We start from the raw sequence: 15,587 nt of genomic DNA on the forward strand, positions 1-15,587 counted from the left end.
CCTGGCGGCTTGAATCGGTATGCCTTCTGCGAGAATTCTAAACACAAACCGTTCTGCTAAAAGCTATGTGCTGGTAGGACGGTTCTTTTTGCCTTATTATGCGGTGTTGCCTTAAGTCCTCTTGTTACCTTTAATATTACAACTTTCGATTTTTCTTATTTTTTCATTTTTCTCTTGACATCAACTGTATCTCGTGGTATAGTATATAAGCACTTCAGATGAAGTCCTATATCGCGGGGTAGAGCAGTTGGTAGCTCGTCGGGCTCATAACCCGGAGGTCGTTGGTTCAAGTCCAGCCCCCGCAACCACATTGTGCGACCAAAAAAGATATCGCACCGAAAAAGCCCGGAACCATGCGGTTTCCGGGCTTTTTTCGTGTCCAAATTTTACTGCACAAGAAAAAGATATCATCCGGCCTTTCCCCTATGGGGTGAGGACTTGAACTAAATCCCGGCGCTTTTCAGCCCGCTTTCGAGGTGAAAATACGGAAATAATTCGTGTTCTCCAAAAAATATTTTGTTAATTTTTTGTGAACGAAGTGGATTGTACCAAAATGTAGTACAATCCACTTCGTTCTGAAGTTCTGTGGCCGTCACCTATATTCAGGTGGCGGCTTTTTTTATTTGCGCGGGCGTATAAATTGAAATGACTGGAGGTCTTTCTGATGGAGCATCACAACAAGATGGATAGAGAACAATTTTACCGAGAACTTTGCACGGTGCTTGGCCGGGAAGGCTTCACCACGCAGCCGGAGCAGGATGATCTTCTCCCGGTGGAATGGGATGGTCTCCCCCTCTGCCGGATCACAGAGGGCGGAGGGGTTCGCTACTGGCAGGAGGATGTGGCAACGGCGGAACGGGAACGAGCCTGTGAGCGAGTCACTGATCTGGCCTGCACAGTGCGGGAGTACATGACGCTGCTGGAACAGGCTCCGCCCCTGCAGGCCCAAAGCCTGACCGGCGACTACCGCCTGCTGGCCGACTTCAACGGCACAGTGCTGGCTGCCCACCCCACCCGGCTTGGCGTCCATTTCGTCACATGGGACTGGAGCTGTGACCGCACAGGTCTCAACCAAGGCCATTACTTTCAGGATAACTATACGGGAGCCAAGCAGGACTTCGCCATCCGTGCCGGTCTCGTCTCCAAACAGCTGATTTTTAACGAAGCACAGCTCACCGAAATCTATCGATGCTGCACCGACACACTGGATGCCGGAGTTGATTTGACTGTCGACCAGGAACAATGCATTAAAAGTGTTCAGGAACAGATCCTACGTGGAATGCCCAACATCCTGGAGCGCATGCGAGAGCAGGAGCAGCACTCCTTGGATTCTCAAAGCCAGGAACTGACCATGTAATACACCGAGCGCCGGAGTTTTAGAAATAAGACTCCGGCGCTTTTTTATTTCACCGAAAGGAGCACACCACCCATGACGCGCTACTTCATGAGAGATACCCCCTTATACCAGATGGAGCAGATGATGATGACCCCGCCCCATTTCAAGCCCAGAGGTCACGGCCTACGCCGACCTACATTTCACTATCAGTCTGAAGATGTCGATTGCCAGTACTGCACAAACTACTCAAAGGAAAATCCCTGCCCGCTGTGTGAATGCACTTGCCTGGGGGAACGAATCGAGACCGGGTCGCTCAGCCTTGCGAAAGTAATTGAGGACTGCCTCCGTGGCAAGCTGAGAATGAGGCTTTGGAAACGGTTGGCACAGGAGATCTACCCATATCCTCTGCAAGCCTTCCATTCTGACGAACACCGTAGCCGTTGGATGCACTGGCGAACACGTTGCCGCCGATTGTCGCAGCGCAACCAGGCCGCACTGTTTCTCCTGACAGCCTACGACGATATCTGGCGCAGGATGATCTGGAAGTTTGATGCCTGCGGATTTGATTTCCAGTCCCTCCGGCTGGCCGGCATCCAGCCGGAGCTTTACAGCGTTTATCAGGCGGCCAAAGCCATTTCCACCGGCAGCCAAAACATTACCATTGCCGATCTCGCATCCCCCGAATTGGTCACAGATGAGGCGTTCCACCTGATTATCTGCGCTCTGCTTCTGGCCAAGTACGGTGATGCGATTTTGAATTTTGAGAAAAAGAAAGGTGATGCAAATTGATCATGAAAGCAGTTCTGAGCAACGCCGACCACCCGGAATATGGTGTTGCGACGATCCCCCTGCCCATTCCCAGAAATCAATACGACCACTGCGTTGCGCTGTTGGAGTCACTGGAAATCGGCCATGTATCGGATGCCGACTGCCATGTGGACGCACTCGACAGCGCCTGGCCTGTGCTGTATCGGCTGGAAGGTGCCAGGGTCAATCTGGACGAGCTGGACTATCTGGCTAAGCGGCTGGACAGCTTTGATGTGGGCGAGTTTTCGCAATTTCAGGCCATGGCCGAAAAACTGCAGCTCACCAGCATGAAGGATCTCATCAACCTGACCTTTTGCTGCCAGCAGGCAACGGTGATCACGGACTTCACAAATTTGAAAGAGGTTGGCCGTGATCACTACATGAACATCCATGGCGGGTGTGCCAGCATGGAGGAACTGGAGCAGTTGGACGGAGAGGAAACCGCCATCTTGCTGATTGAGGGCAACGAGGGAACCATCACCCGCTACGGTGTGGTCTATGACAACGGTATGCAGCTCTCGCAGCTCTACGATGGAAAGCACCTGCCCTGCTATCACTATGAGGCCGATCTGACCGCTATCGGAATATCTTCCCGACAGGAACCGGAGAACACCCAAAATGTCACCTGGATATACCTCCCTGCCTCCAAAGGCCAGATTGAACGCGCCATGCAGCGCAGCGGCATTGCGCCTGAGAATAGGTGTCTTTGGATGAGTGAAAGCTCATTTCCCGAGGAAGTGGATGTGGTACTGGACTTCCGGTGCGAAAACATACACGAGCTCAATGAGCTGGCGCTGGTCATGGACAAGCTTTCATATGACGCCCGTGAGAAGCTGGGGGCCGCAGTCAGCATGGCCAAGCCGGAGTGCGCCGGTCAGATCCGGCATCTGGCGGAAAACCTGGATCTCTTTGCATTTGCCCCCGGCGCACATACCCCTGCGGAATACGGAAAATACATGATCCAGAAATCCGGTCATTTTGAGTATGACCCCAATCTGGACGAGTTCTATGACTACGAGCGGTATGGCCTGCAGCACATGGATCAGGAGTCCGGCGTGTTTACTGACCGCGGCTATATCGCCTACCAGGGTGCGCTGAGTCTGGAGGAACTGATGGCGGATGACCCGGCAGAAGCCTATCAGCGGGAACAGGACTTTCAGATAGGGGGAATGGCATGATCCAACTCTTCATGAAACGAAGCGGCAGTCCGGCCATTGTCCCGCTCCATTTTCCCGCATCGCATGACGCTATGACAGAAGCGGTCAGCCGGCTTGATGAGGCCAGCAGAACGGGCAAAACAGAGATCGTCGAGATCAAAAGCGTGATCGCTAATCTGCCGTCGTACCTCAGCGGGCTTGACCCCGATTCCAGAACGCAGCTTGCACAGCTGAATCAGCTTTCCAGCATCATTGCCAAAATGGACTCCCGTGAACGGAACATCTATGCCGGCGCATTGGATGGCAGCAGCATCAATGACCTGAGTGATATGATTCGTGTGGCGGAACAGGTGCCGGACTACATCCTCATTCCCAATGTCAATTCAGATGTGACACTTGGCCGTTATGTCGCTGTTGCAGGCCAGATTCAGGGCGATCCCAGATTCCCTGAAGCCGCCTGGCCCTACCTGGACTTTGCGAAGATCGGCGCAGAATACTATGCCGACCATGGCGGCGCCTATACCCATGCAGGCTATGTGCTCCGCAAGCAGGATGATGCGCTTGTCAGAGAGAAAAAGTCGAAGGTCCAGCTCGACCTCTCCTCCGCTAAGGCGCAAGCGATCGTCTGCCTTCCGGCAACGAAAGAGGAATTGGAGCGAGTAAAAAGAACACTGGGCATCGATTGTTTTGCCGAGGCAGCAATCACCAGAGTGTCGTTTTCTGTTCCCTATATGGACGAGCATATTCCCACTACAGGGGTCTGCGTGGAAGACGCAAACGAATTGGCCTGGGCCATTGAGGGGATGCAGTGTGACGATGGTGAGCTGCTGAAATATCTGTCGGTTCTTTCTGTGGAACAGCCAGGGACCATGCAGGAGGCGCTCCGCTATGCCATGAATCTGGACGACTACGAGCGCATCCCGGAGGACGCCTATGAATACGGGCAAACGGTCCTTCGGCGCATCGGTGCCGATGATGAACTGATCGATACCATCGACGGGTATATGGATTTCGAGAAGCTGGGCGAGGACGCCATGGTGGAGGACGGAGTCCGGCGCACGGAATTTGGCCTGATTCGCCGGTGCAGCAGCCCCTTTGCTGAGGAAACGCAGGCGATGGAGATGGAAGGGCTTTCCTGATGCCCCACGAAACCGAACTGCTCTGCGTAAAGCTGGCGGCGTATTCTCTCCTCGATATGCAGGTGACCTGAACAACACGATCCAATGATTGGGAGGAATGTGAATGAAGAAGAAAATAATGATCACAATAGCATCTATGGCGGCACTGGGAGCCGCTGTCGCCGGGTATCTCCACTTTTCCGGCAAGATGCCTTTTGGCCATAGCCATTTCCGCTGAGCTGTGGTATGTTGTGTAGCTATACCAAGGGGAAAGAGGTGAAATAATGAGCGTCAATGCGATGACTGAGGAGTATGAGCATATCGAGCTGTTTGGGAAGCCTGCCCTGTTCACCAATGCGCGAGTAGACACCCACACTGTGCCGGACGGTTGGCATGTATATGATCTGCGAGGCAGTGACAATGATCCGGGCTCACCCTGTACGCTGGAAATTCTGGTTGTGGTTAATCACGCTGGTTCTATCGTTGTGCCGGAACCGATTTCCTTTCCGGATAATCAGGACTACCGTGAGATTGGTGATGCGCTGGATTTTCTCGGCGATGAGATCACACTCACGGAATTTTGCAAACAGTATGGGTTGAAGACTCCACCCAAATATAAACTCAGGCCCGCTTCCCGTGAGGAGGCGGGCCTGTTCTATTCTCAGGTGGAAGAAGAACGGGACCTTCAGGCCGGTACAGTGGGCCATGTGCGGATGGATTTCGGTTCTTCCGGAAAAGGATTTCACCATTCCTGGTGGCCCCATAACGAAGACCAATTCAACACCGGGGAATTTAAGGATGACCTTCAGGAAGTGGTGGACACCCTTCGAGCCGATGGCCCGTTGAAGGACCTGGCATCGATGAGAGCCTACTGCTATCGGAACGGCGGGGCCATCACCGAGGACGGCCGGAGTTATGGCTACATCGCAGAAACGGAGCATTACCGCTACTGCCTGCGCTGCACCCCGTTTCCCGGCGACTACCAGGGGTATCTCTACTGCTATGACCTGCGTCAGCAGCAGATGGCCCAGCAGAACAGGGCCGTGGGGCGTGCGACCTTTGCCAATGGGGAACAGCGGGAGTATCACGATCCCCAAACCTATCTGGCTGCCATCCGGCAGGAACTGCCGTATCGGGATGTGACGGGTTTCCGGTATGAGACTCTGACGGATGACCCGGCTGTCCGCAAACAGGTGGATGACATCCTCTTCGACCTTTATGGCGAAGAAAATCCCCATTCTCTTGCGGACTATGAAAACAATCCCGGCCAAAATATGAATATGGGAGGAATGTAAATGTCAGCACCAAAAGAATGGCTGGACTTCCTGCGGGAACAGTTCCCCGCAGGTTCGAGGATCAAGCTCAGAGAGATGAAAGACCCGTATGCCCCGCTGGAGCCGGGCAGCACAGGGACTCTGGACTACATCGACGATGCTGGGCAGTTCCACATGAAGTGGGACAACGGCAGAACCCTGGCGCTGATCATCGGTGAGGACAGCTTCACCGTTCTGCCGCCCGAGCCCACCACCCTGAAGCTGTATATGCCCCTGACCGCCGATCTCTACACCCGCAACGAGTATGGGGAGATGGAGGACGACAGCACCCCGCTGGACGGAAGGCTGCTGCGGTGCTATGAGGGCGAGATCCTCAGAGCCCTGATCAACAACCGGATGCCGGAAGAAGCCGAGAGCGGCATCATGCACTGGTATGGCAAGGATGACAGCGTCAACCAGAAGGTCAAATCCGCCGTGTTCACCGTCGAGGAGCGGAACGGCCGGCTATGGGGCGTGGCTGAGTGCCGGGTGGTCGGCGCCCTCACCCCGGAAGATCTGACCACCCTGAAGGAGTACGTCTCCGGCCAGGCCTCGGATGGCTGGGGCGAGGGTTTCGAACAGCGGGAGATCTGCGTCGGCGACGACGAGCTGTATGTCCACCTGTGGAGCATGGAGGACAATTGGGACATCCGAACCGAGGCGGAGCAGTTCGCGCCCAGAGTGGCAGACGGCCTGCCGGAGATGTGCTTCTCCACCCTCAGGTCCACCGGCGATCTCATCTGCATCCGCCGGGGCGAGACCGGCTACTACCCCTCCGATTGGGACACCGGCGACAAGGAGAAAAATGTGGAGCTGGCGGACGAGCTGAACGAAAAACTGGGAGTCAGCCCCATTCAGCGGCAGGCCATGGAGGTGGGCAGTATGTGCGGCTGGGATGCCCCCGGCGCTGACCCCGCCAAGTACCAGGAAGACTATGTACAAACCGGGGCCCCCGCCGAAGCCCGGCACAGCGGGTTCGGTGGGGAGAGGAGTTCCGGCAAAATGAGTGAGCCTTGTCCCCCGGACGAGGCGAATGATATGGAGCATGGAACGACGATGGGAGGGATGACCCTTGGATAAAGTGTTTCGTGTGGAGCTGTTCGGGGAGAAGACGAACCGGTGGTGCGAGCTGGAGCTTCCGGCTACCTACTACGGCCTTCTGGATGCGCTGGACAAGCTTCAGATGACGCTGGGCGAAAAGCCGAGATGGGAATTCCTCGAACACCATGGCTTTGTCTTCCTGCAAGACCATTTGGCCCATGAATGCGATCTCTATCAGCTTAACGCTTTGGCAACCTGTCTGGGACAGATGAACGGCAGAGAAAAGACTGCCTTTGAAGGGCTGTTCAACATGGAGGTGGCCAAAAAGTACGGCCCCATCAGTGTTGCCACCATGATCGATCTGGCCTACAGCACAGACTGCTGCCACGTGGTCAACGCCTCAACGGATGAGCAGCTGGGCAGATTCTACGCCGAGAATGATTTCATCCCCGCACTTGACAAAGTCCCCGACCCCATCTTCGAGTACCTGGACTTTGAGAAGCTCGGCAGAAACGCCCGATTTGAGGAGGGCGGCGTCTTTGCAAACGGTGGTTATGTCACGCAGCACAACGAGCTGAAGCAGGTATATGACAGCCTGGCCTTGATCCCCGAAGCGCCGGAATATGGCATCCGCCTGACGGTCGGCAAGTGTCCCTCCCACTCCGATGAGCAGCCGGACAACAGGATGTGCCTGGATCTGCCCGCTACGCAGGAACGGCTGGACGCTGTTCTGGAGGCTTACGGAGGCGCCTCATGGTCGGAAATGTCTGTCCAGGTGGAGGACAGCGCGATGCCCGCGCTTCTGGAAAGCATGGACTGCAATGATGTTCACGAACTGAACGAGTTGGCCAAATGCTTCAAGGAGATGGTCGCGCAAGGAGACCTCTCCACATACAAGGCGGTTATCCTTGCGGCGGATTGTCACGATATCGCTGCCGCTGTCCGAATTGCGGAAAATATGGATGACTACCTGATCGAGCCGGATCAGCGGACCCCCGAGGAGGTGGCCGTAGAGGAGCTTCGCTTCATTGTGGATGAGCATTCCCGGTCTATTTTGCAAAAGCACATTGTCCTCTACAGCTACGGCAAGGATGTCATGGCGTCAAACAACGCACTGCTGACCCCCTATGGGCTGGTCCAGCGCAGGGATGGCGAGCCGATCCGCAGCGAAGAAATGCAGGCAGAGAAGGCCGGAATGGAGATGATGTGATGGCAAATCGGCAAACCAGGCGGCTCCTTGATCTCCTGGACGGCTTTGAAATGACCAAGTCCCAGCACGACTGGCTGGAGCGGCGGTTCGAGAACATGACGGTCAAAGAAAGTCTCCTGTTCCGAGGGGCCATGCAGATCGAGCAGCCGAGGATGACCTGCGATGTGATGCTGATTGCCAGTCAATTGGATCACTACGACCTGTTCTACGGCGCCGGGGACGATGCCCGACTTGGCAAATTTATCATGGAACAGATCCAGCGCCCTGCCTCCCAGGCACGTGCATTTCTTGACCCGGAGAAAGTGGGGGCAGCTTACCGCCAGAAAGGTGGGAACACCTTCTGCGACGGGCACTTCATCAGGGTCACCTCCCTGATCGATCCGTTTCTGGATGGCGCCCCGACGCTGAATCCCGACAAAGGCGACTACGGTATCCGAGTCAGGCTGGCAAGCCGCTTCAATACGGACGGCGTGTGGGTGGGATTCCCGGACACCGGCGAGTATATGGATGCCGCACACCCGGACGAGCTTCTCCTGGCGCTGGACGCACTGGAGGTGGAGTCTTTGAGCGAGTGCATTGCTGTGGATGTGGGCTGCTGCCTCCCGCAGCTGAAGGACATCCTCTCTCAGTACGGCTCCGCAGCGGAACTCGTCCGTCACGCCATCGACTTCGGCTATGTCTGGGCGGAACAGGGGCAGGGAGGACCCCAGTGGCTGGATAAATGGCAGGCTGTGATGGAGCTGGAGGATTGCCACCGTCTGGATTACGCCCTGGATCTGGCACAGAACCTCCACTGCTATCACTTCATGCCCCGTGACATGGAACTCGCCGATTTCGGAAAAGAGCTGGCGAAACGGGACGGCGTATACCCCAGGGACGAGCTGCTTGCCTCCTGCTTTGATGCGGAGGGGTATGCCAACCAGAGGATGAAGAACATGGGTCTGTCCGCCGCTGCGCATGGCTTCGTATCCTGGAACGGCACAGAGCTGGTCTATGAGTACAGTCAGCCGGATATGGAGCCGACCATGTCCATGTGAAAAGCCACCCACAGACCAGCCGCCGCAACGGAGGTGATGAAATAAGAAATGAAATAGCCTGAACACCACAGGGGCCGTTACCCGAAAGGGACAAACGGCCCCTGATTTTTTGCGCTCTTTTCGGGTGACAGCCCCGGAAAGGAGCCCGCATGACCACGACAAACCCCATCGCTGCGTACCTGAAGACCTATCACAAGGGAGCGGAAAGGGTCGTATCCAGCCGGGAGCTGGAGGCAGCTTTCCAGATCCGCGGCCCCGACCTGCGCCGGTTGATCAACAGCCTGCGTGGGGATGGCGTCCCCATCTGCAGCTCGGCTTCCGGCTATTATTACGCCGGTACTGAGGAAGAACTGCGCAGAACGATCCGGCAGCTCCGGAGCCGGATCAAGAAGATCGCCCACGCGGAACGCGGTCTCACCAAGGCGCTGGAGCAATCCATCGACAGCGGACAGATATCCCTTCCGCTGGAGGGCGGTGATACCGCTTGAAAAGCTTCATCCCCTGGGTGGGCGGTAAAAGCAAGCTGCTGTGGCTGATCCGAAAGCTGTCTCCCTCGCGGTATTCCCGGTTTATTGATGTGTTCGGCGGCAGCGGCACAGTGACCCTGAGCCGCCCCATCCAGCCGGGATGTATGGAGGTCTACAACGACTTCAACAGTGACCTGACCAACCTGTTCTGCTGTGTCAAAAACAGGACCATGGCGCTTCTGCTGGAGTTGGGTTTTCTGCCGCTGAATACACGCGACGATTTCAATGTGCTGTATAAGTTCTTCTCCAAAGAGGAATTCACCGATGACTATCTGGACGAGGAGATGGAGCTGACGGAGCGGTATCTGGAGCCGCCGGATGCCGAGACCATCCGAAGGATGATGCTGGAACGGGCGCCTCGCGGCGATGTGCGGCGGGCCGCCGACTTTTTCAAGCTGATCCGATACAGCTTCAGCGGCGGTGCCAAGTCCTTTGCCGGAAAATCCTGCGACATCCGCCGTTTCTTCTACCTGATTTGGGAGTGCTCCCGCAGGCTGGCAAATGTCGTCATCGAAAACAAGGACTGTGTGGAGGTCGCCCGTCAGTACGACCGGCCAGACGCATTTCTGTATTTTGATCCGCCCTATTACGATGCGGAGGACTGTTATGCGGCGGTGTTTCCCAAGGAAGATCATCAGCGCCTCCACGACGCCCTTCTGGAGTGCCAGGGGTATGTGATGGTGTCCTACAACTACTGCCCCTTCATCGTGGAGCTGTACAAGGAGTTTTACATCTTCCACACCACTCGCCCCAACAGCATGTCGCAGAAGGCCGGAAGCGAGTATGAGGAGATCGTCATCACCAATTACGACCCCCGCCGCCACAATTCCGCAAGGCATTGGCAGCTCAACCTTTTCAACCTGTCTGCCGCGGATGAGGAGGAGGGAAAATACACCCTGATCCATGAACCCACAAAAGAACTCAAACAGGAGGAATGAACATGACATTTATCAAGTACACAAGCGACGGCAAGGCCGTCATCCAGCCCGCCGCCCTGACCTTAAGCGGGCTGGACAGGGAGGAAACGCTGGAGCTGCACACCCTGGAAAACGCCATCGTCCTGCTCAAGCAGGAGATGGAGCCTGCGGAGAAGGCTGCCGCCACGACAACTCTGCTGCGACTGGCCCACAGCCTGATGGAGGATATGCTGGCCGACTGGGAGGCCCAGGAGGACGATGGGGATATGTGCGACGGCTGCCACGGCTGCGATGAAGATATGCTCCCCATCCCCGCCGAAGCCTTTGCGGATGCCGGCATCCTGTACGATAACCTCTGTGTGTTCAGCGTGGACGGCGCTGTTCTGGTGGTATCCGATGACCACAAGACCACATGGAGCGATGCGCTGACCAAGGCGATCCTTGAAAGTGGGAAAGCCAATGACTAAAGACCACGCCTACCTCTATCTCAGTTCCTTCGCCGAGGCCAAACGGCAAAACGAGGTGGCCCTCTGGCGGGCAAGCCACTTGGAGAACATCGCCTGTAAGCAGGCCATCGAGGAATCCATCCGCCGGGGCTTTGATGGGATGCACCTGGACCGTGACTGCGCCAGAAGTGTCATCGATAATTTCGGATTCAAACGTGTGGGGTGGGTGCTGTCCGCCACGCTTCAGCAAAAGCAGTACGACGGACGATTCAGCCCGCAAAACAAAGCGTGGGCCGCCTCCACCTTCATCCCGCCCAGCGACCGCAATTATGAGTTTACCGTGGAGAGCCACCCCGCCGTGCTGGACGGCTTCGTCAACGACTTCCGCAAGGCACAGGCAGAGCTGAAGCTGTTCACCGGCTCCCAGTGCGACGATATGACCGGCCAAAATCTGGAGGGCAAGGTGCTGGTCATGAGTCCGTTCACACTGAAGGAGTCCTGCTGGGCGCCGGAAAATCAGCTCTGGCTGGCCACCGGCGGCTTTGGCTGCGTCCCCACCGCCGCAGGCAGAGCGGTATACGCCACCTGTCTTGGCGATGGAGAGCAGACACGCTGGAACCGCAGCGACTTTATCGGCATTCTCCGGGAGGAGCATCTGCCCGACTGGGCCAGAGAGCGGCTGGAGCAACTCCGGCAGGAATCGCCCGCCGGTCTCGAAATGAGTCATCCATCCATGTAAAGAAAGAAAGGAGATTTGTCACATGGCAACACAGAAGAAAAAGCAGCAGGAAACCCCCACGCCCCAGGTGGAGGCGCGAATCGACCGTATGGTGGATGGGGACTTCAAGACCAAAGCCTATGCCAGCGCCACCATCGGCGGCGCCTTTGCCGTCCACGGCATCCGGGTCATTGAGTCCGACAAGGGGCGCTTCATCTCCATGCCCCAGGAGTCCTACAAGAAAAATGGCGAAACCAAATACAACGACACCTTCCACGCCATTACCGCCGAGGCACGGACCGCGCTGGTGGAGGCGGTCAACGACGCTTACGAGCAGAAGCTCCAGGAGCAGCAGGAGCAGAAAAGCGACGCTCCCGAGCAGGCTATGAGTCAGCAGATGTAAACCGGTTGTCCGGAAGGAGGTGATGCACCCTGATTCGTTTCACAGTAGACAACCAAAACCGCCTGATCTTCTATGGCAATATGGTGGGCTATGTAAAGGACAGCACCGCCGTTGTGGACGAAATGTTCCAGACCGATGAGCTGTCCCGTTATCTGGCCAGAATGAACCTGGCTCCCCAGTGGGAGGAGGGCGTATTCGACCGCCTGACTGCCGGTGAGGTACCCGGTGAGGAGCTGGGTCAGCCGCAGAAGGGCTGCCGCATCTGGCAGCTCCGAAAAGATGTGGATGTCACCATGCGTTTCATCGGATATGAGGATCTGGTCAAAAAGTTCGGAGAACCGGATGCCGGCAACTATACCCAGGTATTCGAAGGGAATCTGGGAACCAATGATCTGGAGCGGATCTATGCCATCTGCAGGGATAGCCCTCCTCCCGGATACCGGGGATACCGAATGGCACTGTCCGATGTGGTGGAGCTTTACGACGCTTCCGGCAGCGAGTTTTATTACTGCGACCGGGTGGGCTTTCGTCCCATCCAGTTCAGCCAGAGTCAGGAGCAAGCAGAATGTATTGAAATGACCATGTAGGCCGGACGTTTGCCCATCGTCCGGCCTTTACCTTGTCAGGGCGTAGCCGCAGCCCTCCCGCATCAGGAAGACTGTGACCGAACCTACATCATCAAGCCATCCACAAACAATCAAAATTGATTTACTTACAGGAGGTATTTTTCATGAAGAAGCTGTTTAAGAACATCGCCAACACCGCCAAGACCACCGCCGCCAGCTACAAGTCTTCCATCGCCGCCTTCCACAGCCGGGCTGTCAGCGGCAACGCCGGCGAGGGCTACATCGATACCGCCGTCAAGGTGCTGATCGCCGTCGTTCTGGGCGCCCTGGTGCTGGCCGGTCTGTACGCTGTGCTGGACGACACCGTCATGCCCACCGTCACCCAGCGGATTCAGGAGATGTTCAACTACGCGGGCTGATGCTCTGGGTACAGGCACTGGTCTTCTGCGGCGGTCTCATCTATGCCGCCGTGGATGACCTGAAAACCAGAACGGTCTGCGACATCGTCTGTATCATCATTGCTGCGGCGGGGCTGATCACCATCAGCCCCGCCTCCCTTTTGGGGGCGCTGCTGGCAATGGCCCCATTTTACCTCTGTGCAGGTCTCGGCCTGATGGGGGGCGGCGATTGGCGGTTAGCCGCCGCCGTTGGATTTGTTCTGGGAGTTGACCGGGTAATCACGGGATTCAGCATCATGGCCATTGCGCTCCTTCTGGCTTCCTTTGCCATGCGCGTGATCCCGGCACTGCGAAAGGGCGCATCGGCAAAACAGCCGCTGGTCCCATATTTTGCGGTGGCTTTCATCCCCGCATATTTCATATAAGGAGGCTCATATGAAGATTTTCCGTAACCGCACCGTGATCGGTGTGCTGTGTATCCTCCTGGCGCTCGTCATCTGCTTCGGGGTGACGCCCCTGTTCAGCCGCAGCGCCAGCGAGAAGGCTGAGATCGTCCGTGTTACTGCCGACATCAAGGAGGGCGACGAGATCACCGCCGAGACGGTACAGACCGTGGAGGTGGGCGCCTATAACCTGCCGTCCGGTATCATGACAGAAAAAGACGAGGTCGTCGGCAAATATGCCACCGCCGACCTGAAGATGGGCGACTACATTCTGGACAGCAAGCTCTCCTATGAGCCCGCCGCTGAGAACGCCTATCTGTACAGTCTGGACGGGAACAAACAGGCCATCTCGGTCACTATCAAGAGCTTTGCCACCGGCCTTTCCGGCAAGCTGGAGAGCGGAGACATCGTCTCCGTCCTTGTGGCCGACTACAAGGGTATGGGCGAAACCGTGATCCCGCCTGAGCTGCAGTATGTAGAGGTCATCTCCGTCACCGCTTCCTCCGGTTACGACGCCAACACCGGCGAGGCTGTTGAGGATGAAAAAGAGCTTCCCTCTACCGTAACGCTTCTGGTGACCACCGAGCAGGCCAAGGTGCTGGCCGGACTGGAACAGGAAAGCGAGCTGCATCTGGCCCTGGTCTACCGCGGCGCACCTGAGAATGCCGATGAATTTATCGCGGCGCAGGACGCTCTGATCGAGGAACTGTACGCCGAGCCGGAGGCTGAGGCGGCGGAGGGCGCTGAAAATGCGGAAAGCGCTGAAACCGAGGAAAGCGAGGGCGCTGATCCTGCCGCAGAGAGCGAGGCGGCTGGAGAATGAACTTCATCAAAGGAAGCCTGTTTCGTCGAAACACGGAGCCGGAGGAACTGGAACCTGTTGTGGAGTCCGGCGGTGGCGTTCTCGCCGTGTGGGGAAGCCCCGGCTGCGGTAAAACGGTTACCGCGGTGAAGATCGCAAAGCATCTGGCCTCCCAGAAGAAAAATGTGGCGCTGCTGCTCTGTGACATGACCGCCCCCATGATGCCCTGCATCTGCCCGCCCTCCGAGCTGGAGTGCGATAAATCCCTGGGCAGCATCTTTGCGGCCCAGCGCATCTCCGTCAACCTCATCAAGCACAACCTGACCACCCACAAAAAGCTGTCCTATCTGACCATACTGGGGCTGCGAAAGGGCGAGAACGAGTATACCTACGCGGCCTGCACCAAGCAGCAGGCCGAGGAACTCATCCGCGGTCTGCGTGAGATCGCCCCCTATGTGGTCATCGACTGCTCCAGCTATATCGCCAATGACATCCTCTCCGCCGTGGCGCTCATGGAGGCCGACAGCGTCCTCCGGCTGGCCAACTGCGATCTGAAGTCCATCGGGTACCTGTCCAGCCAGCTCCCGCTCCTCCGGGAACTGCACTGGGACGAGGACAAGCAGTATAAAGCTGCGTCCAATATCAAGCCTCTGCAGGCTGCCGACCGTATCGGTCAAGTGCTGGGCAGCGTTGCTTTCAAGCTGCCGTACTCTCAGGAACTGGAGGAGCAGTATCTGGAGGGGACGCTCCTGAATGACCTCTCCATGAAGGACAGCAAGGCGTTTCGCCGGGAGATCGAGAAAATCTGCAAGGAGGTGTTCTGATGCTTGGCGACAAGAGAAGCAATTCCATATTTGCTGCGCACCCGGTCGCCGCCCCGGTGGAAGCCAGGCCAGAACCGGCCGAGGTGCATGATATCGCCTTTGAGGAGGATACCGGACGGTCCATCTTTGCGGAAGCCAAGGTCGCCCCCAAGGCAAGCGAAGTCTTCTTCGCTCCCCAGGCCGAGGGGATGCCCTTCGGGGAGGTACTCAGTCAGGTGCAGTCCTACCTCTCCGGCGCCTATGCCACCCTGATTACCGACAGCGGGGATGAGGCCAAGGAGCAGATGAAGCGCCGCATCGCCCGGTATCTGCAGGACAACCGAATGGCTGTGGACGGCATGACGCAGGGCGAGCTGGTGGACGCTCTGTACACGGAAATGGCCGAATACGGTTTCCTCACCAAGTACATCTTTGCAGACGGCATCGAGGAGATCGACATCAATTCCTGGCGGGACATCGAGATCCAATATTCCGACGGCCGCACCGTCAAGCTGGAGGAACACTTTGACTCGCCGGACCATGCG

18 protein-coding genes, 1 tRNA gene and 1 pseudogene are annotated in these 15,587 nt (G+C 56.8%); all 20 read left to right on the forward strand.

The window, feature by feature from the left end; all coding sequences use genetic code 11:
- Positions 1-232: 232 nt before the first annotated feature.
- A tRNA-Met gene (locus ACTQ3V_RS14035) sits at positions 233-308 on the forward strand.
- 356 nt (positions 309-664) lie between these two features.
- The gene (locus tag ACTQ3V_RS14040; RefSeq protein WP_087233670.1) at positions 665-1,357 is read left to right on the forward strand and encodes a hypothetical protein; all 693 of its coding nucleotides are present in this window, start codon (positions 665-667) and stop codon (positions 1,355-1,357) included.
- Between the two features lie 72 nt (positions 1,358-1,429).
- A complete protein-coding gene (locus tag ACTQ3V_RS14045; protein WP_087327425.1) occupies positions 1,430-2,125 on the forward strand; it encodes a hypothetical protein in 696 nt (231 codons plus the stop codon).
- Positions 2,126-2,127: 2 nt separating this feature from the next.
- Positions 2,128-3,321, forward strand: coding sequence for an antirestriction protein ArdA (locus ACTQ3V_RS14050; RefSeq protein WP_071434940.1), 1,194 nt, complete (start codon positions 2,128-2,130; stop codon positions 3,319-3,321).
- On the forward strand, positions 3,318-4,439 hold the full coding sequence (locus ACTQ3V_RS14055; protein WP_071430801.1) for a DUF6329 domain-containing protein: 1,122 nt from the start codon (positions 3,318-3,320) through the stop codon (positions 4,437-4,439). The genes ACTQ3V_RS14050 and ACTQ3V_RS14055 overlap by 4 nt, the downstream gene beginning before the upstream one ends.
- Before the next feature lie 263 nt (positions 4,440-4,702).
- On the forward strand, positions 4,703-5,713 hold the full coding sequence (locus ACTQ3V_RS14060; RefSeq protein ID WP_071430800.1) for an LPD28 domain-containing protein: 1,011 nt from the start codon (positions 4,703-4,705) through the stop codon (positions 5,711-5,713).
- The gene (locus ACTQ3V_RS14065) at positions 5,714-6,811 is read left to right on the forward strand and encodes a DUF4314 domain-containing protein (protein ID WP_139193380.1); all 1,098 of its coding nucleotides are present in this window, start codon (positions 5,714-5,716) and stop codon (positions 6,809-6,811) included.
- Positions 6,804-7,982, forward strand: a complete 1,179-nt coding sequence (locus ACTQ3V_RS14070) for a hypothetical protein (RefSeq protein WP_502918990.1) — start codon at positions 6,804-6,806, stop codon at positions 7,980-7,982. Before ACTQ3V_RS14065 ends, ACTQ3V_RS14070 begins: the two co-directional genes overlap by 8 nt.
- Positions 7,982-9,019 carry a hypothetical protein gene (locus ACTQ3V_RS14075; protein ID WP_071430796.1) on the forward strand — a complete coding sequence of 346 codons (1,038 nt, stop codon included), beginning with the start codon at positions 7,982-7,984 and terminating at the stop codon, positions 9,017-9,019. Before ACTQ3V_RS14070 ends, ACTQ3V_RS14075 begins: the two co-directional genes overlap by 1 nt.
- Before the next feature lie 149 nt (positions 9,020-9,168).
- Positions 9,169-9,507 (forward strand): hypothetical protein, encoded by a 339-nt coding sequence (locus ACTQ3V_RS14080; protein WP_071430794.1) that lies wholly within the window; start codon positions 9,169-9,171, stop codon positions 9,505-9,507.
- Positions 9,504-10,484 carry a DNA adenine methylase gene (locus tag ACTQ3V_RS14085; RefSeq protein ID WP_207738183.1) on the forward strand — a complete coding sequence of 327 codons (981 nt, stop codon included), beginning with the start codon at positions 9,504-9,506 and terminating at the stop codon, positions 10,482-10,484. Before ACTQ3V_RS14080 ends, ACTQ3V_RS14085 begins: the two co-directional genes overlap by 4 nt.
- A 2-nt stretch (positions 10,485-10,486) precedes the next feature.
- Positions 10,487-10,930 carry a hypothetical protein gene (locus tag ACTQ3V_RS14090; RefSeq protein ID WP_071430792.1) on the forward strand — a complete coding sequence of 148 codons (444 nt, stop codon included), beginning with the start codon at positions 10,487-10,489 and terminating at the stop codon, positions 10,928-10,930.
- Complete coding sequence (locus ACTQ3V_RS14095; protein WP_071430790.1) at positions 10,923-11,648, forward strand: DUF3849 domain-containing protein; 726 nt, start codon at positions 10,923-10,925, stop codon at positions 11,646-11,648. The genes ACTQ3V_RS14090 and ACTQ3V_RS14095 overlap by 8 nt, the downstream gene beginning before the upstream one ends.
- A gap of 22 nt (positions 11,649-11,670) precedes the next feature.
- Positions 11,671-12,030 (forward strand): SpoVG family protein, encoded by a 360-nt coding sequence (locus ACTQ3V_RS14100; protein WP_076944460.1) that lies wholly within the window; start codon positions 11,671-11,673, stop codon positions 12,028-12,030.
- An 80-nt stretch (positions 12,031-12,110) separates the two neighbouring features.
- Positions 12,111-12,617 (forward strand): YodL domain-containing protein, encoded by a 507-nt coding sequence (locus ACTQ3V_RS14105; RefSeq protein ID WP_071430788.1) that lies wholly within the window; start codon positions 12,111-12,113, stop codon positions 12,615-12,617.
- A gap of 143 nt (positions 12,618-12,760) precedes the next feature.
- Positions 12,761-13,015: a DUF6133 family protein gene (locus ACTQ3V_RS14110; protein WP_071430786.1), complete on the forward strand. Its 255-nt coding sequence runs from the start codon at positions 12,761-12,763 to the stop codon at positions 13,013-13,015.
- A complete protein-coding gene (locus ACTQ3V_RS14115; protein WP_441468076.1) occupies positions 13,015-13,419 on the forward strand; it encodes an A24 family peptidase in 405 nt (134 codons plus the stop codon). Before ACTQ3V_RS14110 ends, ACTQ3V_RS14115 begins: the two co-directional genes overlap by 1 nt.
- A 10-nt stretch (positions 13,420-13,429) precedes the next feature.
- Entirely contained in the window at positions 13,430-14,260 is an 831-nt protein-coding gene (gene cpaB / locus ACTQ3V_RS14120) for a Flp pilus assembly protein CpaB (RefSeq protein WP_441468077.1), read from the forward strand.
- Positions 14,257-15,063: a CpaE/TadZ family protein gene (locus ACTQ3V_RS14125; RefSeq protein WP_071430780.1), complete on the forward strand. Its 807-nt coding sequence runs from the start codon at positions 14,257-14,259 to the stop codon at positions 15,061-15,063. Before cpaB ends, ACTQ3V_RS14125 begins: the two co-directional genes overlap by 4 nt.
- Before the next feature lie 188 nt (positions 15,064-15,251).
- Positions 15,252-15,587 (forward strand): annotated as a pseudogene (locus ACTQ3V_RS14130) (type II secretion system protein E); the annotation flags it as partial.

Source organism: Candidatus Agathobaculum pullicola (genome assembly GCF_052117205.1).
Taxonomy (GTDB): domain Bacteria; phylum Bacillota; class Clostridia; order Oscillospirales; family Butyricicoccaceae; genus Agathobaculum; species Agathobaculum pullicola.

Bases quoted from the DNA above. Each gene is read 5' to 3' on its own strand.
- ACTQ3V_RS14060 (WP_071430800.1), top strand. From the start codon at position 4,703: ATGAGCGTCAATGCGATGACTGAGGAGTATGAGCATATCGAGCTGTTT.
- ACTQ3V_RS14065 (WP_139193380.1), top strand. From the start codon at position 5,714: ATGTCAGCACCAAAAGAATGGCTGGACTTCCTGCGGGAACAGTTCCCC.
- ACTQ3V_RS14040 (WP_087233670.1), top strand. From the start codon at position 665: ATGGAGCATCACAACAAGATGGATAGAGAACAATTTTACCGAGAACTT.
- ACTQ3V_RS14045 (WP_087327425.1), top strand. From the start codon at position 1,430: ATGACGCGCTACTTCATGAGAGATACCCCCTTATACCAGATGGAGCAG.
- ACTQ3V_RS14050 (WP_071434940.1), top strand. From the start codon at position 2,128: ATGAAAGCAGTTCTGAGCAACGCCGACCACCCGGAATATGGTGTTGCG.
- ACTQ3V_RS14100 (WP_076944460.1), top strand. From the start codon at position 11,671: ATGGCAACACAGAAGAAAAAGCAGCAGGAAACCCCCACGCCCCAGGTG.
- ACTQ3V_RS14075 (WP_071430796.1), top strand. From the start codon at position 7,982: ATGGCAAATCGGCAAACCAGGCGGCTCCTTGATCTCCTGGACGGCTTT.
- ACTQ3V_RS14095 (WP_071430790.1), top strand. From the start codon at position 10,923: ATGACTAAAGACCACGCCTACCTCTATCTCAGTTCCTTCGCCGAGGCC.
- ACTQ3V_RS14090 (WP_071430792.1), top strand. From the start codon at position 10,487: ATGACATTTATCAAGTACACAAGCGACGGCAAGGCCGTCATCCAGCCC.
- ACTQ3V_RS14055 (WP_071430801.1), top strand. From the start codon at position 3,318: ATGATCCAACTCTTCATGAAACGAAGCGGCAGTCCGGCCATTGTCCCG.
- ACTQ3V_RS14110 (WP_071430786.1), top strand. From the start codon at position 12,761: ATGAAGAAGCTGTTTAAGAACATCGCCAACACCGCCAAGACCACCGCC.
- ACTQ3V_RS14080 (WP_071430794.1), top strand. From the start codon at position 9,169: ATGACCACGACAAACCCCATCGCTGCGTACCTGAAGACCTATCACAAG.
- ACTQ3V_RS14125 (WP_071430780.1), top strand. From the start codon at position 14,257: ATGAACTTCATCAAAGGAAGCCTGTTTCGTCGAAACACGGAGCCGGAG.
- cpaB (WP_441468077.1), top strand. From the start codon at position 13,430: ATGAAGATTTTCCGTAACCGCACCGTGATCGGTGTGCTGTGTATCCTC.
- ACTQ3V_RS14105 (WP_071430788.1), top strand. From the start codon at position 12,111: ATGGTGGGCTATGTAAAGGACAGCACCGCCGTTGTGGACGAAATGTTC.
- ACTQ3V_RS14115 (WP_441468076.1), top strand. From the start codon at position 13,015: ATGCTCTGGGTACAGGCACTGGTCTTCTGCGGCGGTCTCATCTATGCC.